This window comes from Micromonospora sp. NPDC018662 (genome assembly GCF_044391475.1).
Lineage (GTDB): Bacteria > Actinomycetota > Actinomycetes > Mycobacteriales > Micromonosporaceae > Micromonospora.
Genome location: NZ_JBISAC010000015.1, coordinates 1 through 25,763 on the forward strand (window position 1 = coordinate 1; position 25,763 = coordinate 25,763).

Annotated in this window: 18 protein-coding genes; 10 read left to right on the forward strand and 8 right to left on the reverse strand. The window is 70.5% G+C overall.

From position 1 onward, the window contains the following. Nucleotides 1–173: 173 nt before the first annotated feature. Both ACH495_RS29175 and ACH495_RS29180 read left to right on the forward strand, forming a co-directional pair. Nucleotides 174–1,850: a bifunctional 3'-5' exonuclease/DNA polymerase gene (locus tag ACH495_RS29175; RefSeq protein WP_396860919.1), complete on the forward strand. Its 1,677-nt coding sequence runs from the start codon at nt 174–176 to the stop codon at nt 1,848–1,850. A gap of 143 nt (nt 1,851–1,993) precedes the next feature. After that, nucleotides 1,994–2,587: an NTP transferase domain-containing protein gene (locus ACH495_RS29180; RefSeq protein WP_396860920.1), complete on the forward strand. Its 594-nt coding sequence runs from the start codon at nt 1,994–1,996 to the stop codon at nt 2,585–2,587. Here the strand turns inward: ACH495_RS29180 and drmC are convergent. Genes drmC through drmA form a run of 3 tightly spaced genes read right to left on the reverse strand, consistent with a single transcriptional unit; the run spans nt 2,548 to nt 8,743 of the window. Next, nucleotides 2,548–3,387, reverse strand: coding sequence for a DISARM system phospholipase D-like protein DrmC (gene drmC / locus ACH495_RS29185; RefSeq protein ID WP_396860921.1), 840 nt, complete (start codon nt 3,385–3,387; stop codon nt 2,548–2,550). The two genes, ACH495_RS29180 and drmC, sit on opposite strands and share 40 nt — an antisense overlap. Next, entirely contained in the window at nt 3,384–5,225 is a 1,842-nt protein-coding gene (gene drmB, locus ACH495_RS29190; protein ID WP_396860922.1) for a DrmB family protein, read from the reverse strand. Before drmB ends, drmC begins: the two co-directional genes overlap by 4 nt. Next, nucleotides 5,222–8,743 (reverse strand): DISARM system helicase DrmA, encoded by a 3,522-nt coding sequence (gene drmA / locus ACH495_RS29195; protein WP_396860923.1) that lies wholly within the window; start codon nt 8,741–8,743, stop codon nt 5,222–5,224. The genes drmB and drmA overlap by 4 nt, the downstream gene beginning before the upstream one ends. A 157-nt stretch (nt 8,744–8,900) precedes the next feature. On the opposite strand from drmA, the gene ACH495_RS29200 reads away from it, so the two are divergent. From ACH495_RS29200 to ACH495_RS29210, 3 genes are all read left to right on the forward strand, one after another. Then, nucleotides 8,901–10,073 (forward strand): DUF262 domain-containing protein, encoded by a 1,173-nt coding sequence (locus ACH495_RS29200; protein ID WP_396860924.1) that lies wholly within the window; start codon nt 8,901–8,903, stop codon nt 10,071–10,073. After that, on the forward strand, nt 10,070–11,218 hold the full coding sequence (locus ACH495_RS29205; protein ID WP_396860925.1) for a DUF3696 domain-containing protein: 1,149 nt from the start codon (nt 10,070–10,072) through the stop codon (nt 11,216–11,218). The genes ACH495_RS29200 and ACH495_RS29205 overlap by 4 nt, the downstream gene beginning before the upstream one ends. A gap of 100 nt (nt 11,219–11,318) precedes the next feature. Beyond that, complete coding sequence (locus tag ACH495_RS29210) at nt 11,319–12,152, forward strand: hypothetical protein (RefSeq protein WP_396860926.1); 834 nt, start codon at nt 11,319–11,321, stop codon at nt 12,150–12,152. Here the strand turns inward: ACH495_RS29210 and ACH495_RS29215 are convergent. Beyond that, the gene (locus tag ACH495_RS29215) at nt 12,149–12,481 is read right to left on the reverse strand and encodes a hypothetical protein (protein ID WP_396860927.1); all 333 of its coding nucleotides are present in this window, start codon (nt 12,479–12,481) and stop codon (nt 12,149–12,151) included. The two genes, ACH495_RS29210 and ACH495_RS29215, sit on opposite strands and share 4 nt — an antisense overlap. A 120-nt stretch (nt 12,482–12,601) precedes the next feature. Here ACH495_RS29215 and ACH495_RS29220 point away from each other — a divergent pair, with 120 nt between their 5' ends. Both ACH495_RS29220 and ACH495_RS29225 read left to right on the forward strand, forming a co-directional pair. Further along, nucleotides 12,602–13,510, forward strand: a complete 909-nt coding sequence (locus ACH495_RS29220; protein ID WP_396860928.1) for a helix-turn-helix domain-containing protein — start codon at nt 12,602–12,604, stop codon at nt 13,508–13,510. Next, complete coding sequence (locus ACH495_RS29225) at nt 13,507–13,710, forward strand: DUF397 domain-containing protein (RefSeq protein ID WP_396860929.1); 204 nt, start codon at nt 13,507–13,509, stop codon at nt 13,708–13,710. Before ACH495_RS29220 ends, ACH495_RS29225 begins: the two co-directional genes overlap by 4 nt. Nucleotides 13,711–13,801: 91 nt before the next feature. Here ACH495_RS29225 and ACH495_RS29230 read toward each other — a convergent pair whose 3' ends face one another. Next, nucleotides 13,802–14,176 (reverse strand): hypothetical protein, encoded by a 375-nt coding sequence (locus tag ACH495_RS29230; protein ID WP_396860930.1) that lies wholly within the window; start codon nt 14,174–14,176, stop codon nt 13,802–13,804. A 253-nt stretch (nt 14,177–14,429) separates the two neighbouring features. Between ACH495_RS29230 and ACH495_RS29235 the strand changes: the two genes are divergently transcribed. From ACH495_RS29235 to ACH495_RS29245, 3 genes are read left to right on the forward strand one after another with little or no spacing between them, the layout of a single operon-like run. After that, nucleotides 14,430–14,651, forward strand: coding sequence for a hypothetical protein (locus ACH495_RS29235; protein WP_396860931.1), 222 nt, complete (start codon nt 14,430–14,432; stop codon nt 14,649–14,651). 6 nt (nt 14,652–14,657) lie between these two features. Continuing rightward, a complete protein-coding gene (locus ACH495_RS29240; protein WP_396860932.1) occupies nt 14,658–15,215 on the forward strand; it encodes a DUF6879 family protein in 558 nt (185 codons plus the stop codon). 28 nt (nt 15,216–15,243) lie between these two features. After that, nucleotides 15,244–17,391 (forward strand): ATP-binding protein, encoded by a 2,148-nt coding sequence (locus tag ACH495_RS29245; protein WP_396860933.1) that lies wholly within the window; start codon nt 15,244–15,246, stop codon nt 17,389–17,391. Between the two features lie 38 nt (nt 17,392–17,429). Here ACH495_RS29245 and ACH495_RS29250 read toward each other — a convergent pair whose 3' ends face one another. Genes ACH495_RS29250 through drmD form a run of 3 tightly spaced genes read right to left on the reverse strand, consistent with a single transcriptional unit; the run spans nt 17,430 to nt 25,510 of the window. Beyond that, entirely contained in the window at nt 17,430–18,158 is a 729-nt protein-coding gene (locus tag ACH495_RS29250) for an EcsC family protein (protein WP_396860934.1), read from the reverse strand. 51 nt (nt 18,159–18,209) lie between these two features. Beyond that, nucleotides 18,210–22,328, reverse strand: coding sequence for an Eco57I restriction-modification methylase domain-containing protein (locus ACH495_RS29255; protein ID WP_396860935.1), 4,119 nt, complete (start codon nt 22,326–22,328; stop codon nt 18,210–18,212). Continuing rightward, nucleotides 22,328–25,510: a DISARM system SNF2-like helicase DrmD gene (drmD, locus tag ACH495_RS29260; RefSeq protein WP_396860936.1), complete on the reverse strand. Its 3,183-nt coding sequence runs from the start codon at nt 25,508–25,510 to the stop codon at nt 22,328–22,330. The genes ACH495_RS29255 and drmD overlap by 1 nt, the downstream gene beginning before the upstream one ends. Between the last annotated feature and the right edge of the window lie 253 nt (nt 25,511–25,763).

Here is a 25,763-nt window from a genome sequence, read left to right on the forward strand (position 1 = left end):
CACCCCACCGACCAGCCAGAAAACACCTCACACCACCACGTCAAGACCCCCCGACCAGCACAAACAGGATGAGACAAGCTCACGGAAAGAGTGGCCATTCCGCGTCGGATGGCCACTCTTTCCGTGAAAGAGCGCCGTCGTGGGTGTCGGTGGGGCGAGGGAGAATCGCGTCCATGGGGGTCGTGGCGGTGGTGGCAGGGGAGCGGGGCGGCGGCGTGCTGCAACCGCTGGACGGTGACGGGCGCTCCGCCGGGCCGGTGGAGGAGGTTGCCGACCTGGCTGCCGCCGTCGCCGCCCGGGAGGCGGCCGAGCGACCCCGCTGGGTGTGGGCGGCCGGGGCGGCGGTCTACCCGGCGCTGCTGCGCGCCGGCGTCCGGTTGGAGCGCTGCCACGACGTCGAGCTGACCGAGACGTTGCTGCTCGGGCACGCCGGCCGCTGGGGCGAGCCGCGCGCGCTGCCCGCCGCCTGGGCCCGGCTGACCGGGGCGCCGGTCCCGCCGGACCCGACGCCCCGCCCGCCCGAGCCGCCCGGCCACGGCCAGGCCGCGCTCTTCGACCCGCCGTCCGGCCCGTCCGGTCCGGGCATCACGGCGTTGACCCGGGTGTACGCCGACCAGCTCGCCCGGATCGCCGCGACGGCCCACCCCGGCCGGTTCCGGCTCCTGGTGGCCGCCGAGTCGGCCGGCGCGCTGGTCGCCGCCGAGATGGGCGCGGCCGGCCTGCCCTGGCGTGCCGACGTGCACGACGCGATCCTGGCCGAGCTGCTCGGCGAGGCGTCAGCGGTCGGCGGGCCGCCCCGTCGGCTGGCCGACCTCCAGGCCCGGATCGCCGCCGCGTTCGGCGTACGCCATCTGCACGCCGACTCGCCCGCGGAGCTGTTGCGGGCGTTCGCCCGCGCGGGGGTGGAGCTGCCGAACACCCGGGCCTGGGTGCTGCGCGGGGTGGAGCATCCGGCGGTGCCGCTGGTGCTGGAATACAAGGAGCTCTACCGCATCTGGACGGCGCACGGCTGGGCCTGGCGCGACGCCTGGGTCTCCGGCGGCCGGTTCCACCCGGAGTACGTGCCGGGTGGCGTGGTCTCCGGCCGGTGGGCGACCCGGGGCGGCGGCGCGTTGCAGATCCCGAAGGTGATCCGTCGGGCGGTGGTGGCGGACCCGGGCTGGACGTTCGTGGTGGCCGACGCCGGCCAGCTCGAACCGCGGGTGCTCGCCGCGGTCTCCGGCGACGGGCGGCTGGCCGCCGCGGGTGGCGCCGGTGACCTGTACGCGGCGCTGGCCCGGGACGCGTTCGCCGGTGACCGGGCCCGGGCCAAGGTGGCGCTGCTGGGTGCCATGTACGGGCAGACCGGCGGCGCGGCGGTGCCGGCGCTGGCGGTGCTGCGGAAGAACTACCCGACCGCGTTCGGGTACGTCGAGGCCGCCGCCCGCACCGGTGAGGCGGGTGGGCTGGTCCGGTCGTGGCTGGGGCGCACCTGCCCGCCGGGCGCGGTCGGGTTCGCCGACGGGGACGAGGCGGCGCCGGACGGCGAGGTGGATCCGCACGGCCCGTCCGCCCGCGCGGCCCGCTCGCGGGGGCGGTTCACCCGTAACTTCGTCATCCAGGCCACCGCCGCCGAGTGGGCGTCGACGCTGCTGGCCACGCTCCGCACCGAGCTGGCCGGCACGGCGGCCGAGCTGGTCTTCTTCCAGCACGACGAGGTGGTGGTGCACTGCCCGGTCGACGAGGCGGACGCGGTCACCGAGGCGGTCTTCGCCGCCGGGGCGCGGGCCACCCGGCTGTTGTTCGGCGACACCCCGGTCCGGTTCCCGCTCGACCTGTCCACGGTGGACTGCTACGCCGATGCGGCATAGTCACACAATTTTCCGTTTTGCCCCGCTACCCGCTCCAGGCCGCGCTCGTTGGGCCCCATGTGCGTACGACGGGACGGACCGGGCGCTGCTGTGCCCGGTCCGTCCCCCTGGTCGAGGGGGCACCGCTGAACCGGATCGCTGCAATGATCATCGCCGCAGGCGGGGGACGCCGCATCGGCGGCCCCGAGGCGCTGCTGCACCAGGGCGAGAAGCCGCTGGTCAGCCGGATGATCGACACGATGACCGACGCGGGCTGCGGGCAGGTCGTGGTCGTGCTGGGCGCGGCGGCCGAGCAGGTCCGGCGGACCACCGACCTGACCGGCGCCACCGTCGTGGTCAACCGCGCCTGGGGCACCGGCGTGGGTTCCTCGATCCGGGCCGGGCTCGCCGCGCTGACCGACGACGGCATCGAGGCGGTCGTCGTGGTGCCGGTGGACATGCCCGGGCTCACCGAGGTGGCGGTCCGCCGGGTGACCGCGCTGCCGTACCCGGACGTGCTGGTCTGCGCGACCTACGACGGCCTGCGCGGCTACCCGATGCTCTTCGGCCGCCGGCACTGGCCCGGCATCGCCACGCTGGCCAGCGCCGACGTCGGCGCCCGGCCCTACCTGCTGGCGCACAAGGACCAGATCGTCGACATCGCCTGCGACGCGGTGGCCGACGGCAGCCGGATCGACAGCCCGGAGTTGATGGCGCTCTACGGCCTGTCCATCCCCGAGCAGCGCATCGGCGCCTGACTCGGAAGCTGCGCCAACGGCCCGACCCGAGGATCGCAGAGGGCTCGGAAATGCGCGACGAGCCGTCGCACCACGTCCGGGTCGCGGAGCACCACGCCCACCTCCACGTTGTGGGTCAGCGCCCGGTCGGTGAGGTTGGCACTGCTGATCAGTGCGACTGTGCTGTCGGCGGCGATGAACTTGGCGTGCAGAGCGGCACGGGAGCGTCCCGTGGCAGGCCGTCGCGCGGCTGGCCAGTGCCAGAAAGCCGCCTGGTGGCGGAGAGCGGCGAAGGTGGCCGCCGCCCCGGGTGACCCACGCAACGCGCCACCGTCCTCGGCCGAGCTCTCCAGAATCAGATCGATTCGGACGCCCCGTTCGGCTGCCGAGCGCAGTTCCGCGATCACCTCCGCCACCCCGTAGGCGGCGAAGCTCGCCACCAGCAGGCTGGCCCGGGCGGCACGGATGACTTCCACGACCACCGAGCTCGTGAGCCGTACGGGCACTGATGCGCTGGTCGGGCCGCTGACGGCCAGTTCGGTCCGCTGCGCGTCGGCGCGCTGGTGCAGGATCGCGGCGCTGCGGAGGGCGAGCGCGACGGCGGAACCAGGAAGGTCGGGTGCCTCGTGCCGCCAGGCACTGGCCAGCCGCTCCGCGGTTGCGGCGATCGAGAACCCCACACGCGCGTCGATGAGAGCGGCCACCACTGTGCTGTCGCCGGCCGCCGCCCGCCTCAACACGCCTGCCCAGGCGGTGATGTGGTCGGCGGGAAGGCCGGCGGCGATGTCCGCGATCACCTCGGCGAACCGCTCGTGACTCATCGGGCGAAGAACCCGGAGCCGGGGTCGGTGAGGGTGTCGACAAGCAACGTGCGGTCGAGGTAGTGGTTGCCGCGCTCGCAGGAGGTCTCGGCCGCGAAGAGGCAGGCGTGGCAGGCCGCGCCGGACAGGCGCGCGTGCACTGTCGGGTCGTGTTCCGCGCAGAGCGGGTCCGAGCTGCACAGCCGAGCGGCTTCCAGAGCCCGCTCGATGAGCGATCCCAGCCGGTCCTGTCGCCCGAGGGAGACCAGACCGCCGAGGGTGCCCTCGCTGTCCGGCGCGGAGGTGTAGAGCAGCACACCGGCGGCCGGTTCCTTGCCGGAGCCGGGGTAGATGCGCTCACCGATGCCGGCGGCGTTGTATCCGCATTCCAGGGCGAGTTCACGGATCAGCACATGGGCGAAGGTGTGCAGCAGGACGTAGCGGGAGCCGGGGTGCGGCAACGGGTCCAACCCGCGCCGCCGTCGCCAGTCGTCGTGGGCGCGGGCCAGGAGCTGTTCGCGTTGCTTGACCTGCGGACGGTGCTCCCACTCGGCGACCCGTTCCTCCGTCAGCCGCAGGAAGATCCCCTCTCCGCGCATCTCGGCGCAGGGCAGCCAGGTCGGCCGACCGACGGTCAGCGGGGCCCGTCGCCGGTCGGGGGTGTCCAGCACCTCCCACTCGGGGGCGTCGATCCGGGTGAAGCCGTACAACGCGGCGACTTCCCGGAGCCGGGGTGCGAGAACCACTTCCTGGAGCCAGTCCTGGTGCGGCAACGGCACCGGCTCCGGCCGGATGGTGAAGTCGGGCAGCTCGACGGGAGTGCCCGAGGTGAAGGCCCGCCACTCGGGCCTGCGCAGGTCGGTGTCGTCGTCGCCGGTGTCGTCGGCGGGCCCGGCAGTGGCAAGGCGTTGGATCGCTTCCCAGACCCGGTCGACGCCGTAGGGCTTTAGCTTCGGCCAGCAACTCTGCGTCGGCATGATCGCTTTTGCGGTGGCGGCATCCAGCCCGGCGAGCAGGTGCAGCGTCGACCATTCGTCGGCGACCACCTGATCGACCGGATGTGCCGCCCGGGGGACGCTGATCACCGGCAGGTACATGGCGAACCAACTGTTGGTGGCACCGAGCGCGAGCGTTCGCGCGGCTGCGGCGCAGGGTTCGTAGGTGCCGAGGTGGGGATGGCGTCCCCGGCAGGCGGGGAGGGTCCGCTCGGCCGGCAGGCCGATCGCCGCGGACATGGGTCGGGACGCGCCGCACTCGCAGGTGATGAAGATGTTCGACGCTTCACCGGTGCTGCCGCGTTCGGCGAGGGTGAGTGAGTGACCGGGCCCCGGGTCGGCGCCCCCGTGCGCGACGTATGACCATGGGAAGTCGTCCAGGTGGCCGTTGTCGCAGGCGAGCACGAAGCGGGCCGGCACGGCGGTGGGACGGGAGGCGCCGTTGCCCCGGCAGCCGTGCACGTAGCGGTTCTTGTCCGGTTGGACGGGCGACTGCTGAAGGTCGAACAGCCCGGAGTCCACCGAGGCCAGCCGGTTGCAACGGGTGTCGGAGCAGCGTAGCCAGGTGGGGAAGAGCGTCACCGGCACGCCCACGCGCGCCCAGTCGGCGAACGGGTCGGCGGTCTCCGGCAGATGTGGCGGCAGGCGGAGACTCTCCACCTGCTCGCCGAGCCGGCGCCGGATCTGGGTCAGCAGCCGGTCCTCGACCACAGGTGCCGAGTGGGTGAGGTCCCAGTGCGCCAACCCGAGGGTCAGCACCGACAGGCTGGGCAGGTCGGCGACCGCGCCGACACCGTAGGTGTGCAGGAGCTGGTTGGGGCGGAGCGCACCCACCCGCAGGTTGCTCGGCCGGGCTCGGCTCACGACGGCACCCCCGGCCCGGTCCCGACGGGCGGCACGAACGGTGGCGGTTCGTCGCCGACGGCGCCGAGTTGCAGTTGGAGCTGGATCGCCGGTTCCACGTCCCGCAGCGAGGTGGGGCAGGTCATCTGCTCCCAGAGGCCCTCTTCCGGGCGGTGCAACAGCCCGGCGACGTCGTCGCTGTGGCGGGGCCGGTCGTAGGCCAGCCGCCGGGCGGGTCGGCTCCGCTCCCGCGCCCAGACGTCGAGACGGGCCTCCAACTCGTCCTCCACCCGCTGGCGGACCGTGTTGTCGGCGGCCACCTCGCTGCGGCGCTTGAGGAACCGTACGACGTGGTCGGCGAGTTTGCCGTGTCGGTCGAACTCGGCGGCCCGGAGGTTGCCGTTGTAGCCCTGTTCCAGGCCGCGGACCAGCGCCATCAGCACTCCGGTCAGCCCTCGATCGATGGCCCGCTCGGCGAACGGGGTCACCGACAGCGCTTCGACCTGCCGGTAGACGGTGGCGTGGAAGTGGTCGAACCGCTCGTAGTGCGACAGGTCGCGGGGACGGGCCCAGTTGTAGACGGTGAAGACCAGCCCCGGCGCGCGTCGACCGACCCGGCTCGTCGCCTGGATGTATTCCGCGGCGGACTTCGGCTGGTTGGCCACCACCATCACGCCGAGCCGGTCGATGTCGACGCCGACGGAGATCATGCTGGTGGCCAGGAGCACGTCGATCGGTCGAGGTGCGTTCTTGCCCCGGGTGCCGCCGAAGCGCACCGCGAGCCGGTCCAGCAGCGGCCGGATCGCGTCCGAGGGCATCCGGGAGGTCAACTCCTCCAGGTAGGGGTCGTAGCGGCGAGCGAGCCCGCGCTCGTCCGCGCGGATGAGGCGGCTCGACACGTCGTCCTCGATCACGCGCCGCATGCCGCCCAGGTCCCGCAGGCTGTTGAAGTAGCCGACCAGGGTCATGTAGGGATCGGTCACCGGGTTGCGGCCGTATTTCTCGTGGAGTTTCTGTGCCGCGCCGAGGACCGAGACATACACCCGGATCAGGGTGGACCGCAGTCGGTTGCCGTGCGCGCAGATGCCGACGTACCGCCGGCCCGGATGCTCTTCGGCCGTGCGCTGTCGGGCGAAGAAGCTGTCCGCGGCGTCCAACCCCGGCGGCGGAAAGACCCGGGTGCGCCGGTTGAAGAGCGCCCCGATCTGCTGCTGCGCGCGCCGCACGGTGGCGGTCGAGGCGATGACCTTCGGCCGGGACAGGTGGCCGCGTTGCGGCTCCCAGCTTGCCAGCCGGTCCACCGCCGTCTCGTAGAGCCCGACGAGCGAGCCGAGCGGCCCGGAGATCAGGTGCAGCTCGTCCTGGATGATGAGGTCCGGTGGGCGCAGGCGGGCGCAGGCGACGACCCGGTTACCGGGCTTGTGCGGCTTGCGCTCCCAGTCGGTGGATTGCAGATCCTCGGTGAGGTAGCCGTGCTGGGTGCACCGCTTGCCGACCTGGCCGAAGAGGGCGGCGGTCTCGCCCTTCCACGGCAACTGCGCGAACTTGTCGACGGTGGCGATCAGCAGCGCCGGCGGGTGGCGGTAGATCTCCTCGTCGACCAGGAGCACCGGCAGGCCGCGTTCGTCCTCGGGTGACAGCGCACCGTTGGGGGACAGGCAGCCACCCACGGTGCTGAACGGGCACTCCACGTCGGGGCAGAGCACCAGGGTGCGCCAGGAGACCCGATCCACGTCGATGTCCTTGCCCGGGTCGATCCTGGTGCCGCACCACGGGCAACTGGTGAGCTGGTGCGGTGAGCCGACCCCCCGGGTCGGGCGGCGCTGCCGCCGGTCGGTCAGCCAGTCCTTCGCGTCCTGCGTGCGGTTGGGCGTGACCCGGCCGCCGACCCACAGCCCGATCCGGATCGGCGTCTCACCCCAGGACTCCGGCTCGGCGCGACGCAGCGTTTCCGCCGCGCAGATCAGGGTGGCGGCCCGCTCGAACTGCTGGATGGTGAGCAGGCGCAGGGTGTATCGCATCAGCACGGCGAGACCGGCGCCGCCGGTGAAGCCGCTATAGTCCGGTTGCCGGCGGCGTACCGCGATCGTAAAGGCGGTGAGGCCGAGGTAGGCCTCGGTCTTGCCGCCACCGGTGGGGAACCACAGCAGGTCGGTGACGGCACGGTCGACGTCGTCGCCGCGCTCCGGGTGTCGGGGGTCGGCGAGTGCCGGCAGGTTGATCAGCAGGAAGGCCAACTGGAACGGACGCCAGCGGTGGTTGGCCGGCTGGTCGGCGGCCTCGACGGCCTGGGCCAGCGACAGTTGCGGCTCGTCCCGGCGGCGGGCGGCGGCCACGGTGTGCACACGTTGCAGGTACATCGCCCGGTTGGCGAAGCCGAACGCCGCGCGAGCCGTCGGGTTCGCCGTGAGCAGGGCGATGCCCGCGGTGATCCGGTCGGCCGCTTCGCGAGCGTCGCGGAGCGCCTCTCGCACCTGGTCCGGGTATGCGTCGAGCCGGCGCTGCGGATCACCGGCGCTCGCCTCGTTCCGGTCGATCCAGGCCCGGTAACCGGTGACGAGGGGCCGCAACGCCGCGGTCAACGCCCCGGCCGGGCCTGCCTCGGCCAGCTCGGCGAGCCGCTTCATGTCCAGCTCCAGGTCGGCCAACTCGGGTAGGTCCGCGTCCTGCGAGCTGTCGGGCACGTCGGTGAAGGGCAGTTCGTGTGTGGGGACCGTCGCGGTGCTGATCTCGACGGCCCGCAGGGAATCGGACGGTGCCGGCTCGGCCCGCACGGCCGTGCCGTGCCCCACCGCGAACTCCGGGTGGAACCGGTAGGCCATCGCCGACCGGCGCCGCTCCGCCTGGTCGGCGGCGTCGCCACCGACGACCTGCTCGGACCGGGGTACGAAGACGGGTGTGCCCTCCTCGGGGCCGGTCGCGCTCAGCTCCACCTGGAAGATCCAGCGCGCCGCATCCCGCGGCGACTTGCCGTCCTCCGCGTTGACCAGGAACAGGGAGACCAGCCAGACCTCGTCGAGACGCCGCGCCCGGCCCCGGACGACCACCCTTGGCTGCGCCGGGTCGACGGGCAACGGCTCGATCAGCCCCTCGCGCAGGGTCACCGTGACCGTGCCGCGCCGCTGGAGCCGTCGCCACACCCGACTGCCGGCGTGTTCCTCCCGGTCGGAGGTGGCGTTCTCGTAGCAGCCCCACGCGGCGGTCACCCGCAGTTCGGTGACCGGAACCGGCACCGTGGCGGTGAAGCCGAGCGCGGACGGAGCCAGACTCGGCACGCTCGGCGCGCTCGGCTCGGCGCCGCCCTCCACCAGGTCGGACGCTGTCGCGTCGGCGACCGCGTCCTGAGTGGCCGGATCGATCACCTCGCCGTTGGGGGCCAGCCGGCCGAGCACGTAGCGGTCGAGCGGGCTCTCCTTCCGGGTGGGGAACTCCTCGGCGGATCCGCCGAGTGGCCCGAGCAGGTCGCGGAGGACCAGCCGCTGCAACTTGTCGCGGATCACCCGTTCATCCGGTATGGCGAGCACGCTCTGCCCAGTCATGACGGTGACCGTAGCCGTTGGATGCGACAGCGGAGGAGGCCCGCCGGCGCACCGCTTCGAGGCCCGCCGGATCCGTTAGGCTACTGCGGGCCGTGAATGCGACGTTCCCGCAGGACACGGCAGCGAGACGAATCGAGGTGGCGAGATTTCCGAGCAGGTGACCGAGATTCTCGAGGAGCTGGATTCGCTCGGCCGGGCGACCGGCATCGAGGTCGACGACGCGCAGGACGCCCGGGCGGATCAGTCGATCGACGCCATTCACACGCCGTTCGACCCCGAACGGATCGACGTGGTTACCCGGAACACCACCGTCGACCTGCTGTTGTCCCGCATCCGCACCGGGCGGGTCGACCTGCAACCCGACTTCCAGCGTCAGGCCGGCATCTGGAAACCGATGGCCAAGAGCCGGCTGATCGAGTCGCTGCTGCTGCGGATTCCGCTGCCGACCTTCTACGCGGCGGAGGGCGACGACGAGGCATGGGCGATGGTCGACGGCATCCAGCGGCTGACGACCATCGCCGAGTTCATCGAGCCGAAGGCGCTCGGCCGCGACCCGTTGCGCCTGGTCAATCTCGAATACCTGGGCGAGGAGTACGACGGCAGGACGTTCGACGAGCTGCCCGGGCGGTTGCAGACCCGACTGCGGGAGACCGAACTCATCGTCCACCTCATCCGGCGGGGCACGCCGGATGAGGTCAAGTTCAACATCTTCGCCCGGATCAACACCGGAGGGCTGCCACTGTCCCGGCAGGAGCTGCGGCACGCCCTGATCCCGGGCAGGGGTCGGGAGATCCTGCGCGAGTGGGCCGAGTCGGACCTCTTCCGCTCCGCGACCGGCGACAGCGTGCGCAGCGAGCGGATGGTCGACCGGGAGATGATCCTGCGGTTCATCGCCTTCCGGCTGATCAGCCCGTACGACTACGACCACGACGACCTCGACCGTTTCCTGCGAGAGTCGATGCGCACGTTGAACACGCTTCCCGCCGACCGGGTCGACCAGCTCTGGGACGAGTTCGGTCTGGCCATGATCGCGGCGCGGAACATCTTCGGCCCGTACGCCTTCCGCAAGCGTGACCGTGACGGAGGTAGCCGTCGCATGCCGATCAACAAGGCGTTGTTCGAGGCGATCTCGGTCAACCTCGCGGAAATCGGTGGTCCGGGGATGGCGACTCTCATGGAGCGGCAGCGCAAGGTGGAGAAGGAGTTCATCGGCCTGATGTCCGACGTCGACTTCCAGGGGGCCATCTCGCAGGGCACCGGCGATCCGGGCAAGGTGCGCCTGCGTTTCGCCATCATCCGGGAGATCTTCGAGTCGGTGATCGGCCGATGATCGACCGCGTGCGGCTGGAGAACTTCAAGGCGTTCCGCCACCTGGATCTTCCGCTCGCGCCGCTGACGCTGCTCAGCGGTGTGAACGCGGCCGGCAAGAGCACCACCATGCAGGCGTTGGCGTTGCTGCGTCAGTCGTACGACGCTGGTGTGCTCGACCACCGGGGTGGCCTCCTTCTCAACGGCGAGCTCGTGGAGCTGGGCGTCGGGCAGGACGTGCTGCACGAGAACTACGCCGACGGCACCCATGGAGGCCGCATCTTCATCTCGGTCGCCGCGACGATCGACGGCGTCGAGAGCATCTGGCGGGTCGAGTACCGGACGGCCGAGGACCGCGAGGCCGATCTGCTCACCGTGCCGCAGGAGTGGAACGCCTCCGACATGCCGTGGCCACCGGAACGGGCCGGTCTGTTCGGGCCGGGCTTCCAATACCTGCGAGCCGACCGGATCGTGCCCGCGGTGACCTATCCGAAGTCGTACGAGATGGCGGTACGTCGGGGCTTCCTCGGCGTCCGGGGCGAGCACACGGTGAACTTCCTGCGGGCCCGCCATGAGGACCGGGTCGCATCGGAACTACGTCATCCAGCCGGGAAGTCGAACGGCCTGCTGGACCAGACCGAGGCGTGGCTACGGGAGATCTGCCCCGGCGTCGACCTGAGGGCGGAAGACCTGCGTGGCACCGACATGGTGCGGTTGAGCTTTGGGTTCGGTGGCACGGCGGGCATCTCCTCGTCGAACATCCGCTACCGCCCCACCAATGTGGGCTTCGGGCTCACGTACGCCCTACCGATCATCGTGGCCTGCCTGTCGGCGGGCCCGGGTCGAATGGTCATGTTGGAGAACCCGGAAGCGCACCTGCATCCCCGGGGACAGACGATGGCGGCCCGGCTCGCGTGTCGCGCCGTCGCTGCCGGCGCGCAGTTGATAATCGAAAGCCACAGTGACCATGTACTCAATGGACTGCGACTCGCCGTCAAGGAGCGGGTGTTGACGCCGGATCGCGTGGCGCTGCATTATTTCGACCGGAACGACGACGGCGAGATCGAGGTCAGCTCTCCCGAGATTGATCCCGACGGCATGCTGTCGCAGTGGCCCAGGGGTTTCTTCGACGAATGGGACAGGGCGCTCGATCGTCTGCTCGACTGACGAGGAGTGAATCTTGCCCTTGCTGTTGGTGCTGAACGAGCTTTCCTATCGGGAAACCAAGGCGCGACGCGAGGAGATCTCAGATTCACTGCGGGGTCTGGTGCGGCTGCTGCGAAAGGTTCGGGAGCACCGCACCGACGTGGCGTTGGTGACCGAACGCGCGTTCTTCGACCTCAACCTCGGCGACGACTACTCGGTCCGCGAGTGGGCGGGTGACGGGCGCAACCGCGATTGGCTGCGCTACCTGCTTGGCATGCGCCAGCGCGCCCCGTTCCGGGACGTGGCGCCGGCCGATCTGCGCGACGGGACGGAATACTTCCACGACGGGTGGGCGGCGGAGGGCCTGGGCACCGCGTATCAGGTGGGTGGGCTGGCGGTCAGCCTGTCCCTGGCGGAACCGTGGGAGGAGACGCGGCTCAAGCTGAGTCAACACGGCCTCGCCGAGGATGATGCGGGCACCGTCGTGGTCACTCGCACCGAGGTGGACGTGCGGCACGCCGCTCGGCCCGAACACGTCGAGGAGCATCGACAGTGGCTCTGCGACTCGGAGTTGACCCGCATCCACACCGGAGTCGAGCTGTGGGATGCACGCGACGACATCTTCCCGCACCTCCGGTTCCTGCCCCGCGTCGCTCACGACCTGCGCCGGCTGACACCTGCCTGGCTGCACCCGGTCAAGGAGCGGCTCGCCGAACTCGAACTCGCCACCGCCGCCTGGACGCCGACCCTGGACGCCGCTCCGCAGTGGCGGAGCAAGGTGACGCCGGAGAGTGACACGCGCAAGGCGCTCTGCCACTTCGAGGACACCGACGGCACCAGCCAGCTCTTCGACTGGCACGCGCGGTTCACGCCGGGCGCGGGGCGGCTGCACTTCCGGATGGACCGGTCGCGACAGCAGCTCGTCGTGGCGTACATCGGGGCCAAACTGGTCTAGCTCGACAGCTCGGCCGGGACCAGGACGCCGGTGCCGGACCAGTTGATGTGCTCGTGCGAGATGGCCTTGTCGGGCTCGTCCTCCTCGTCCAACGTGGAGTAGTCCGCGACGTAGCGGCCGAAGCCGTATCCGCCGGCCCTCAGCGTGGCCAGCGCCCACGGTCGCAACCGGTCGCGCAGCTTGTCCGGCGCACGTCGGTCGACCGCCACCCGGATGACCCCGAGCAGGTCGTACCACTCGTCGACCGTGCCGGCCTCGACCACCCGACAGAGCGAGAACGCGTGCCGCACCGGCGGCTCCGGGTCGACCCACGTGACCTGTCTGCGCATGTTGCCTCCAAGCTCATCACCGATACGGCTCACTCCTGAGAGAATGCATCAGGTAATCCTTGATATCAAGGGTGCTGGCGTGGATACTCACGGTTGTCGTAATGAGTCGAAGGAGAGCCCATGCCTGTGCCAGCCGTCAGCCCGACCGGGTCGCGTCGATCTCCGTCACCGCAGGAGGGCTCGCCGATCGTGCAGGCGTGGGAACTCGGACTGCGGCTGCGCCAGCGCCGTGAGGAGATCGGTTTCACCGCGGCTGCGGCTGGCCGCGCGATCGGCATCATCCAGGCGTACGTCACCGGAGTCGAGACGGGCAAAGTGAAGCTTCCCGCCGCCCGGCTGGCGCAGATCGTCAAGGTCTACGAGTTGGAACCCGATGAGGCGGCCGAGCTGGAGGAGTTGCGCGTCGGCGCCAGCCAGCGCGGCTGGTGGCACGAGTACGTCCAGCTCTTCCCGGCCGAGTTCATCCGGTTCCTCGGCTACGAGGCCGGTGCCGGGCACATCCGCTTCTACGACAACGAGCTGGTGCCCGGTCTGTTGCAGACCGAGGACTACGCCCGAGCGGTCATCGCCGGCGGCACCACGACGATCCGGCTCACCGAGGTCGAGCGGCGGGTCGCCGCCCGGATGGCCCGGCAGCGGCGACTCGACGCCGCGAACCCGATCCGGTTGACCGCGCTGCTCGGCGAGGGCGCACTGCGCCAGCAGGTCGGTGGGTCGGCGGTGATGCGCGCTCAACTCGACCACCTGGTCCGGTTGGCGACCGAGCGGCCGGAGCAGATCGAGATCCGGGTGTTGCCGTTCACCGCCGGGGCGCATCCGGCGCTGGGCGGAGCCTTTCAGATCCTGTCGTTCCCGTCGCCCCGGCTGCCCGACCTGGTCTGGCAGGAGGTGCTGACGTCGATCGACATCATCGACCAGTCCATCCGGGTCACCGACTATCAGGTGACGCTCGCCGAGGCGCGGGAGCGCGCGTTAGGCTCGGACGACTCGCTCGAGCTGATCCGCCGGATCGCCAAGGAGATGACGTGACCCCGTCGCACCCCACCGCCGGGCAGGGCTGGTTCAAGTCCTCCCGCAGTTCCAACAACGCCAACTGCATCGAGGTGCGGTGCGTCGGCGGCACTGTCGACGTCCGTGACACCAAGGACCGCACCGGCCCGGTGCTCGCCTTCGACGGCCGCTCGTGGGCCAGCTTCGTGGCCGCGCTAAAGGCGGAACCGGCCCAGTGACCTGATCCCAACGGAATGCGGTAGGTGTCGGTGTTCGAAGTGGGTGAGGTCTAGCGCGGCTCGGACGATGTCGCCGGTGGTTCAGCCAGGATCACTTGTCGCCTCCGAACGAGATGCCCCCGTGGACGTCACGCGCCTGCACCACCGGGCCGCTGACATCGCCCGAGATGGAGTTCGCTACGCCGTCCGGACCGGCTGCGACGGCTGCGTTGGCCCGCACCCATCGGGCTTGGAACTCTGCGCCGAACGCCGGGTCACGTCGTGCTTCGCGGTCCAGCAATACCGCAAGGAGATGAGCGGCATCCTGTGACGGATGGTGGAGCAGACCCTCGATGACCTGGCGTGCCTCGGGTTCGCGCCGAAATCGGTCTCGCAGGAAATCAACTAGCGCCGCTACCGCCTGCCGGCCGCCCTGGGCGAGCTCGGTGGTCGTCCAGGCGACGAGCGTGGTTGCTGCGGTAGCCATGAGTGGATCCACCGTCAGGCACCTCCAGGCATCCGGCTCCGGTGGGCGCGAGGGCCAACCAGAACGGCAACGGCATCTGGCTCCTCGATGTTAATGTCGGCCGCCAACGCGCCATTCAGCGGCGCGCACGGCGATGCGCGTGCCCCGCTGCATCAAGATCGGATAGACGATATTGACTTGTTCGGCCGCTACGCTGAGCACTACTGTCCTCACCAAGGGCGCTTGCTGGCCGTCTGACCCGAAGGAGGTCGCGGTGAAGTTGACCAAGCTATACAAGGACCCCGGGTCGGGTGGCAACGGCTGCCCGACGGTCTACCTCGCGGACAGCGGAGAGCTGGTCGTCCAGGGGCACCTCGTCGACGGCGACACCTTCGGTGAACTGGAGAACGTGCTTCCCGGGGAGAGTGCGGTGCGGATCTCTGCCGAGGTGGTGCTCGGCGCTATCGAGCGCTACCGCGAGTCCGGGCAACGGTGATCAAGGTTGACCCGATCGTTCACCTCGCTGGATGACGCCGAGTTCAACCAGCTGTTCCGCGACTTCCGCTACACGGCCTACCGGTTGGAGACGCTTCAGCGGTACGACGTGTCGTACGAGCAGGACGAGTTCGCCCGGTTCCTGGCCGGCGAGACCCGTGGGGAGTTTCCCGGGATCGCGACCTGGTGCGACACCGTGCGGGCAGCGGCGTCGGCTGGCAAGCGCATGCACCGGGTCCATGTCGTCGCCGAGCCGCTGTCGGACTACGTCCGGTTCGAATGCGGCTGGGCCTACGAGCACACGGTCGAGGCGGGCGAGGACGTCCGCCTCATCGTGGTCTCCGGCGACGACTGGCCGGCCGCGCTGCCGCACTACGACTACTGGCTGTTCGACTCCTCGCAGCTCGTGGCGATGTACTACGACGAGGAGGGACGGTTCGTCTCCGGCGAGTTGATCAGCGAGCCGGAGAAGATCGTGCAGGCCAACCTCTGGCGTGACGCCGCCGTCTCCGCGTCGATCCCCTACCGGACGTACGCAGGCCAGCTCCACCCCAGCTCCCCATAGATCCGCCGCTCGCCGGGGAGGAGGCAACGTGCCCACCGCGCACAACGAGTCGTCCGGCGACGCCGAAGCTGTGGTTCAAGCCGGGACGGTGCACGGGGGCATCAACCTGTTCGGGCGTGCGGGACCGCCTTCTCTCCCGCCTCGCCAACTGCCCCTCGACGCGACCCACTTCGTCAACCGCGAGCAGACCCTCAACCGACTGGACGCGGCACTGCCCGCCGACGATGACGCGACGGTTGGGGGCGGGCCGCCAATGGCCGTCGCGGCCATCGCGGGTGCCCCCGGTGTGGGCAAGACCGCGTTGGCCGTGCACTGGGCGCACCGGGTCCGGCGATGGTTCGCCGATGGTGATCTCTACGTCGACATGCGCGGCTACGGGCCGGGACCGGCCTTGGACGTCGGACAGGCGCTGGACACGTTCCTGCGCGCCCTGCACGTGCCGGCCGAGCAGATCCCGACCGACACCGAGGGACGCGCCGCTCTCTACCGGTCCGTCCTGACCGGCAAGCGTGTGCTGGTCGTGGTGGACAATGTGTCCACGGTCAGCCAGGTCCGGCCGCTGCTGCCCGCCACACCGACCTGCATGGCGATCATCACCAGCCGCAGCCGCCTCTCCGGCCTCGTCGCGCGGGAAGGAGCGTCACGCATGACCCTGGACGTACTGTCCCCCGACGAAGCGATCACGCTGCTGCGCGACAGCATCGGCGGAGACCGCGTCAGCGCCGAACCACAGGCCGCCGCCGAACTCGCCCGCCGCTGCGCCTACCTCCCGCTCGCGCTGCGGATCATCGGGGAACGCATCGCCAACGCCCCGTATGCCACCCTCGCGGAGTTCGTCGCCGACCTCGCGCTCGTCGAGCATCAGCTTGACGCCCTCACCGTCGACGATGACGAACTCTCCGACGTGCGAGCCGTGTTCTCCTGGTCCTACCAGGCGTTACCCGAGGACACGGCGCAGTTCTTCCGCCGCCTCGGGCTGCACGCCGGCTCCGACATCTCCGTCGCCGCCGCGGCAGCCATCGCCGGCGTGAGCATCCCCCGCGCCCGCAACCTCCTCGACCAGCTCACCGCGGCACACCTCGTGCAGAACCCCGCCCGCGACCGATACCTGTTCCACGACCTCCTGCGGGCCTACGCCCTCGAACGCGCGCGAGCTGAAGAGACACCCGAACAACAACACCAGTCACGCCGCCGCGTCTACACCTGGTACCTGTGGATGGCCGAGGAAGGCCGCAAGATCATCCTTCCCTACTCCCACGCCATCGGCCTTGCCCCGGCCGGACCTGACGTACCGCTCACCCCACCCAGCACGGTGACCGAGGCAATGGCATGGTTCGAGCGGGAACGACTCAACCTCCTCGACACCATCCGCCAAGCAGACGAGCTCGGCGACCACGACATCGCCTGGCAGCTACCCGTCGTCAGCGACGGCTTCTTCGAACTCAAGTCGTACTGGGCCGACTGGCGCGACATCCACCTCACCGGCCTACGCGCCGCACGATCCGCCGCATCACGCCTCGGCGAAGCAGCCAACCTCCGCTGCCTCGCTGACGCCTACTGGCGAATGGAACAACGCGAAACCGCCCTCGACTGCTACCGCCAAGGCGCCGACGCCAGCCGCGAGGTCCACGACCACTGGGTCGAAGGCTTCAGCCTCCGGGGCCAAGGCCTCATCCATGAGGAACTCGGAGACATAGAAGAAGCCCTCAACCTGTACGGGCAGGCGCGGGAAGTGTTCCGCCGCCACGGCATCACCCGAGGCGAAGGCATGTCCCTGCTCAGCCTCGGCAACTGCCACCGCGCCCTCGGACAACTCGACACCGCCATCGCCCACTACCAGCAAGCAGTCGCCATCCTCGACGGCATCAACGACCAATGGAGCGTCGCCTGGGCCTCCTACCCCCTCGGCCTGGCCTACCAACAGACCGGCCAACACGACGAAGCCCTCAACCAGCATCAGCTGGCCTTGGACCTCTTCCGCCGATTCGACGACCGACGCTGCGAAGGACTCACCCTCGCCGCCCTCGGCGACACCTACCACGCCACCGGCCAACACGACGACGCGCAGCGCAGCTGGCAGCAAGCACTCCAGATCCTCGATCTACTCGGAGATCCCCATGCGGACGCCGTACGCAGCCTCATCGCACAAGCCGAGGCGGGAGAACTGCGGGATTAAGCGGCGGGCTGGGGACGGTTCACGCCTTGCGGCCGGCGTCAGATGGATGCCGGGAAGTTCGCCTTGGCCGCGCGCCCGACCAGAGCGGTGAGGGCTGCGTCGACCCCGGCACCGACGAGGCCCCCCGCGATCGGGATGCCCTTGGCCAGGGTGATGGCCGACCGCTGCGTCCCGTACTTGGCGAGCAGCATGAAGCCGACACGCTCGTTGATCTTTCGGATGACGGCGATCGGAACCGCCTTGATCATTTGTGCGGTCACCTTCGTGCCGACCTTGACGCCCACCCCGTGCAGGGTGCTCGCCAGCGTCCCGCCTGCCGTGGTGAGCGTGATGAAGGTCTGGACGTGCGGGTCCGAGATGTCATAGCCCCGCAGGTAGGCGATCGAGCCGACCAGTCGCGCGTTGATCACCAGTGCCCCGGCGATGTTAGCGGGAAGCGTCAGGGGCATGGTCATGAAACCGCCCAGACCGGTGACGAACCCGTTCGTCGAGGCCGTCGCCACCGACTCCATGATGAGTCGATCGATCACCCGCTCGATTGCTGCTTCACTCGCCTGGTCACGCAGAGGCCCGTCGCCGCCGGCGATTGCCGGGCTACCTTCCTCCGGGCTGGTCTTGCTGAGTCGGGCCTCCGCATAGGGAATCGAACCGGTGATCGGGCCGACCCCATCTCGGATGACCTTCACGGTCGTGTCCTGGAAGAAGCGAACCACCGCGTTGGAGACACCCTCACCCTGTTCGCCCGCGTCGGGCTCGTTCGCGTCCATCAGTTGTCCTTCCGACATCGAATACCGGTTGTCGCGGATCGCTTGCAGCGGTCAGAAGAGCGCGTCCGGGGGAGCGAAGAGGCCGTCGAGCAGCAGCGGTTCGGCCGAGGCGGCGTCTTCCGCCGCGCGCGGTCGCGGGATGGGCTTGGCCCGCTTGGGCGACTTGCGTGCCGTGCCGGGGCGCAGCCCGTTGCGCTCTTCCTCCCGGTGACGCGCGTGGTTGAGTTCGAGCAGCAGGTCCAGCACGTCGATCTGGACGGTCGGGTCGATGGTGAACCGGGTGCCCTGGCGGGTCTGGTGAAACCCGTGCCCGAGCGCGAGGTCGAACCGGTACGCCACGGCCACGGCCTCGTCGACCTCGACGTGGATCTCCCGCAGGCGGCGGATGTCCGCGCTGGTCTCCTGCTCGTCGTGGACCAGGTTGTAGAGCTTCGTCAGCCCCAACTCGCGCCCCAACATCACCGACCGCCGATACGAGTCCAACTCCGCCCCGATCCGCGTCATACGCTCGGTCGGCTCCGGCTGCGGGAAGGTTTCATAGACATCCGAGGGCGAGTAGTTGAGGTCGGCCTTCATCGTCGAGGAGTTCTTCCAGGCCCACGAGCTGTGAAAGCCGCTGGACAGGAGGGTGAGGCTCGCCGGCAGCGCCGAGACGAAAATGCCGAGCTTGTGGGACAACACCTGCCCGGTCGGAACGAACACGGGCAGTCCCGTTCTGCTGACCAGCGCGATCACCAGCACGCGATCGAGCCCTTCGATCGCTGAGTACAGCTCGGGCCGGCGCCGCTCATACTGCCACCAGCGCTCCCGAGCGTTGACGCTGTACTTGTTGCGTAGCCGCTCCGGCTTGACCTTGAGTTCGACGATGGCGAAACAGTCGGGATACTCCTGGGCCCGTTCGAGTGACCAGTTGTGGAAGTTGATGACCCAGCGGCGGGCCGAGCAGTCGGGCCGCCCGTTTAGGTCCTCCCCGTTGAGATAGGGGAACAGCACGTCCGCGTTGCGCGGGTCCCTGGCGATCAGCTCCTGCGCCTGCTCCGGTTCGAGCAGGAAGCCGGTGCCCAGGACATACGAGCCGATGTAGGACTCGTCGGCGTTGGCCGCCAGGCGGTGCGGCTTGCCGGTGACCCGGGAGCGGGCGTCCAGCGACGGCGTGATGCCCGGCACCGGGCGGCCGTCGAGGATCGGCTGCTCGCCCTCGGCGGCGTGGCCGACCCAGAGCAGCGACACCTCCAGCGCCGCGGTGCCGGGCCAGGGCTGCGACTTGTTCGCCCGGTACACCGTCCAGCCCATGTCCACCAGTTGGTCGAGGCCGACCTCCCGGGTGTCACCCTGGGCGATGGTGTTGGTGGCGATGATGCCGACCCGGCCCCGGCCGGTGACGCTGAGATTGCGCAGCAGGAAGTACGAGCACAGGTCGGCGCTGCCCCGCCGGCCCCGGCCGACGCGCTCGACCAGGTATTCGCGGACGTCCGGCCCGATCGCTCCGGTGAGGCGCTGGCCGCCGACGAACGGCGGGTTGCCGATGACGGCGTCGAAGCCGGCCCGGTTCACCACCTCGGGAAACTCCAGCGGCCAGTGCAGTGGGCGGATCGGCTCCGGTCGGGAGCCGCGCAACCATCCGTCGACGGTGATGACGAGGCGCTGCGCCAACTCCGGGTCGTCCGCCCCGTCGAGCAGGCGGTGCACGTCGTCGCTGATCCGGAGCAGGCGGTCGTCGTACTTCCGTTCCGGGTCGTCCTCGTCGTCTTCCTGCTCCCACGGGCGGCGCTGGGGCCGGACGGCGGTGGAGAGCGCGGCGCCGACCACCGCGTCGGCGGCCAGTCGCAGGCCCCGGCCGAGGTGTTCGACTTCGGTGAGCGTGGCTTCCTTGTCGGCGGCGTCGCGGACGTCCTCGACCACTGTCACGCTGATCGACTCACGCAGCCCGGTCATCTCACCGACCGTGTGGTGTAGCCGGTCGACGAGGTCACCGAAGAAACGGCTGTGCTGGAAGCGGCCCGCCTCCGGGTCCAGGTGGAAGGCGGTGAGCTGGTCCAGCGAGGTGATCCCGACCAGCGAGTCCCCGCACCGCAACGCGTGGTCGAGGAAACCGAACGGCTTCCCCTTGGCCAGGGTCACCAGCCACAACGACAGTTTCGCCAGCTCCACCGCCATGTCGTCGCGGTCCACCCCGTAGAGGCAGCGGGCGGCGACCGACCGGCGGGCCGCGAGCAGCAGATCCTCCTGGTCCGGGTTGCCGTTGGCCAGGTCGGACAACTCGGCGGGAAGCCCGTCGCGCCGCCAGGCCCGCACCACCACCTCGGCCAGGTAGCGGCAGGCCGCCACCAGGAAGGCGCCGGAGCCCATCGCCGGGTCGAGCACCTTCAGTCGCAGCAGCTCCTCGGCGGGTCTCGGCTCCCACCGCCCCTCGTCGGTGACGCCCTGCGCCGGGCCGGGGGAGAAGCAGAGCGGGGCGAGCGTGTGCGTCACGACCTCCTCGGCCAGTTCCCGAGGCGTGTAGTGGGTGCCGGTCGCCCGCCGGTCGCCGAACTGGGTGAACAGCACTGAGCCGGCGGGGAAGACGGTGGGCAGGTCCCGCAGGTCGGCGCGGAGCAGGCCCCACCAGGGGCGTACCCGCTCGGCCAGGTCGGCGTCGTTGTCGCAGGCCGCGTGCAGCGCGGCGAGCTGGTGCGGCGCGGGCGTCGCGGCCAGGGCCTTTTCCACCTGCCGGGCGGTGAGGCCGCAGTGGGTGACCAGCCAGACGCGCAGCTCCAGCTCACCTCGGGCGGCGGCGGCCTCAAGCTCGGCCAGCGGTAGCTCCGGCTCACGCTTGCCGAGCAGACCGATGTACGGTTCCCGCACCCGGGCGCAGGAGAACTCCAACAGGCCCTCGTAGACGTGGCCGAGCTGCTCGACGCCGAGACTGGAGTAGCTGAGCTGCTCGGCGGCCTTGCCCCGGTGCCGGAGCACCAGCAGGGCGTCCAACATCTCGTGCACCACCCGGTCGGTGACCGCCGCGTCCGCCAACCAGCCGAACCGGCGCGGATCGAACAGTGATCCCCCGTGCGCGGGAATGCGCAGGTCCGGGTGCTCGCAGCCGCCGTGCACGGCGGCGAAGAGGGCGAGCAGCCGGGGCCAGGCCGCGGTCCGCCGGTCGCCGACCTCGTCGCCGTGCAGATCCCGCAGGGCGCCGAGCTGGCCGTGCAGCGTGGAAGCAGCGTACGCCTGCGCGTAGAGCGGGTCGGCCACCGGCAGCAGTCGCTGTTCCTCGGCATAGAGCAGAAAGACCAGGCGCATGAGTACGGTCAGCGAGCCCTGGTAGATCTCCCGGTCGCTGACCTTGCCGAGCAGCAGCCCGTCGGACTCCCGGTCCAGCCGGGCCAACTCGCCGACGAACAGCTCCACCGCCCGACGGACCTGGTCGCCCAGCGTGGTGGTGATCTGGGTCAGCGCCTCGGCGCTGCGCGCGAACAACCCGGCCAGACTGGTCGACGGTCGACCATCGGCGTCGGTCGGCGGGGTCAGCACCCGGGACGCGGCGAGCAGGGTGGCGAAGGCACGCAGCAGCGTGGGCTCCTCCAGCCACAGGTCGGCGTCGAAGACGCCCACCCCGGTGGCCTCGCCCCGCCGGGCGTGCACCAGCGCCCAGTGCTGCCCGTTCGTCACCAACGCCAGCGGCACGGCGGTGTCCCGGCAGACCTGCGCAGCGTGCTCGACAGGAGCAGTTCGGTCCCCACGGGCGACGGTGAGGGAGGCGCCGAACGGCAGACGGTGCACGTGTAGCCGGCCGGCCCGGCCACCACCGGCCTGCGGACCGGACAGCACCACGCCCGGTCGGGCGCCGTCGGTGGCCTCCACCGCGCCGTCCGCACGCGCGGAGTCCGGATAGCGGAGCAGCTCACCGAGGACCAGCTCGATCCACGCCGGGCCGAGCAGGTCCGGTGCGTCCTGGACCTCCGCCCAACCCCGGCGGATCCGGTCCCGTACGTCGTCCGGCACCGTGTCCAGCCCGTGCGGCAGCGCCTCGACGAGCACCGGCACCGTCAGGAACGGCCCCTCCGGGCGCAGCAGCCCCAACCACTCGGCGTGCTGTTCGTCGACGCGCTGCGCGGGCGGCCGGAATGGACGGCCGATCGCGACACCGGCGCGGCGGGACGAGCCCCGGGACTGGCGGGGGATGGCGGGCATCAGCGGGCACCTCGGGCCAGGGACGCGGGGACCAGGAACGTCACGGCGGCCGGGAACCACCGGGCGGTCGGATCGGCGTAGCGGCGGCGCAGGGCATCGCCCTCTCGCTCGCGCTGCGCCGGAATGGCGCGCAGCCGCGCCCGCAGCGCCTCCCGATCGGTGTGCAACTGGTCCCGCTCGATGCTGAACAGCGTCGGCTGCTCCCAGTGCGGCTCGTCGGCGAGCTTGGCGCGGATCGAGGTCTCCAGCTCGGTCAGGACCGCGTCGATGGCGGTGACCTCCTCCGCGCAGCGCCGGGCGAGCAGCCCGTGCAGGCTGCGGGCCCGCTGGTCGGCGCGGGTGGCGAGCGCCCGGCCGAGTGCCTTGGTCAGGGTCGGCCACAGCTCGATCAGGCTCTGCCGGACCGACTCGGCGGGGACCTCTTCGGTCGCGGCGGCGAGCAGCGCCTCCAGCTCCTCCTGCCGGACCCGGGTCAGTTTCCCGCCCTCGATCGGACCGCCGGCGATGACGATCTCCTCGTGCAGTCGGGTGCCTTCCGCCCCGGTGATCACCACCCGACCGTGGGCGACCAGTGCGGGGGTGCGAAGCAGGTCCCCGGTCACCACCCGGGCCGTGACTCGGCTGAGTCTCGCGCCGCCGGTGCCGGCACCGGCCCGGGCCTGCGCCCACAGCTCGGCCCGGAGCAGCCGCAGGCACATCTGCACCAGCCGGTGCCCGAGGTGCAACAGCACGACGTCGGTGCGTCCCACCACCGCGTCCGGATCGAAGGTCACCGGTCGCTCCCGGCCGGTGACCGGGTGCAGGAGCCCGTCGTTGCGGGCGGCGGACCAGGCGCCGGGCAGCTCGGGCAACCGGAACCACGGGCCCACCGCACCGGTCGGGGTCGGCGCGTCGATCAGGTCACGACGGTGGGCCAGCCGCAGGCCGGTGCGGACCACCCGTTCCACGGTGGCGGGGGTGAGGTTCAGCTCCGCCCGGCTGCCCTTCAGCGTCTCGACGAGTCGTTGCAGGTCCCGGGCCAGGTCACGTTCGACCCGCAGCCGCGCGCGGCTGGCCCGCCGGTCGATCTCGACGTCGGTGACCTGCCAGTCCGCCCGCTTACCAGTCATCTTCTGCTCGATCTGGGCGGCGATCACCTCACCGGCGCTGCCCAGATCCGTCCGGATCGCCTCGACCTTCTCCACCGCCAACCGGAGGAACGCCAGCTCATCCTCCAGCGAGCCGTTGGTGTAGTCGACCTGCTGCCAACCGGTCGGCACGAAGTGCAGCACCTCGACCCGACCGGCGCGTTGACCGTGCCGGTCGATTCGGCCGTTGCGCTGCTCCAGGCGGTTGGGATTCCACGGGATCTCCCAGTGCAGGAGGCGGTGGCAGTGTCGTTGCAGGTTGATGCCCTCGCTGGCCGCGTCGGTCGCGAGCAGGATCCGGACCGGGTCGAGGTCGGGATGCTCGGTGAAGACGTTCTTGACGTGTTCGCGCTCGTCCGGGTCCTGGCCGCCGTGCAGCAGCGCGATCCGCTCCGGCGGGTAGCCGGCGCTGAGCAGCCGTTCGTGCAGCCAGCGCTGGGTGTCGCGGTATTCGGTGAAGATGATGACCCGGTCGGGACGCCACTCGCCGTCGGGCCGCACGATCGGGTCCAGCCACCGGCGCAACGCGGCGAGCTTGGCATCCGGCCGGTCCTGCGCCGCGCGGGCCCAGGTGCGCAGCTCGCCGAGGAACGCCCGCTCCTCGGCCGAGAGCGGCGCGGCGTAGTGCCGGACCGTGGTCAGGGCATCGGCCTCGGCGGTGCCGTAGGCGTCGTCGTCCTCGGCCGTCTCGGCCAGCCGATCGATCACCGGTTGCAGGACCTTCTCGCCGGCCACCCGATTCGTGCCGCCGGTGGCGTCGTCGGCCCTGGCGGTCATCGTCGCCAGGTGGGTGTCGACCGTCTCGGCGAACGCCTTCGGCGACGAGAAGAGCCGCCGCTTGAGCAGGGTGGTGACGAAGTCGGCGGCGATCTCGCCGGCCCGGCCGTCGGCGTTCGCCCGGCGGCTCGCCGCGTAGCGGTTGAGCAGCTCGTGGGCGCGTCGCTCCGGGGTGGAGTAGTCGACCTCCAGGTAGTCGAGATGACGCTCCGGGAAACGGGCGGTGCCGTCCCACCTCGGCGGCAGCTCGCTCTTGAGTCGACGCACCATCACCCGCGCCAACTGCTCGTCGGTCGGCTTGACCCCGCGGGCGAACCGACGGTCGTCGAGCAGCTCCAGCAGTGCGGTGAACGACTCGGTGAAGCCGTTGTGCGGGGTGGCGGACAGGAAGAGTCGGTGCTCGCAGTGCGGGGCGAGGGCACGGATGGCCGTCGTCCGTTGTGAATCCACCGCGTACCGGCCGCGGCCGGACGGCGCGCAGGTGTGCACCTCGTCGACCACCAGCAGGTCGAACGCGCGTGGGTAGCGCGGCGTGGCCGGCAGCACCTCGCGGAGCAGGCGCATCGGCCGATCCCGCTTGAGCCAGTCGACGCTGACGATCAACCGGGGGTAGTGCGTCCACGGATTGGTGTAGAGGCCGCGGGTGCGGCGCAGATCCCGCAGCAGCGTCGCATCGACGATGCGGAAGTCGAGCCCGAACTTGTCGCGCATCTCGTCCCGCCACTGGCGGGTCAGACCGGCCGGGCAGACGATCATCATGGTACGAGCGCGGTGGCGCAGTAGCAGCTCCTGCATGACCAACCCGGCCTCGATGGTCTTACCGAGGCCGACGTCATCGGCGATCAGCAGGTTGGTCCGCGGCATCGACAGGGCCCGGACCACGGGGTCGAGCTGGTAGTCCTCGATCTCGATGCCGGCTCGGAACGGCGCCTGGAGCGCGGTCCGGTCGGCCGAGGCGATGGCACCCCAACGCACCGCGTCGAGGAACGCGTCCAACTGCCCGGGTGGGTCGAACCCGTTCCGGGGATCCGGCAGGGTGGCGCTGTCGTGCACCAACCGCCCCGGCTCCAGCTCCCAGACAACCCGTAACTCCTCGTCGCGGGCATCGTCCTCGACGCTTACCAGGGTGGCCAGATGTGCGGCTCGGCCGGTGAAGACGTGCGGGTCGCCGCTGGTCACTCCGCTGTGCACCACATCGGCGACGACCCAGCGTCGGTTGCGGACGGTGACGAGCTGGCCGGCTGCCGGTGGGCTCCCGATGTCGGTGGCCATGGTCATCCGGCTCGTACCATCGGTGTGCTCCTTCAACCTGCGGACCGCTGCGCCGGGTCGATCGGGTGGTCCGTGTAGCGCCTGCCCGGATCGCAGACGTGAAGATTAGACGACATTCCACATCGGAGGGAGTGGTATGACGCGTCCAAACCCTCAAAACAGGCGTTAGCGGACGCCAAGTCGATAACCCGACAGGCGTCGCCCGGGCACCCATTCGGTTGAGCCCGGCGATCATTTCGGGCATCATGGGTGTCGATGA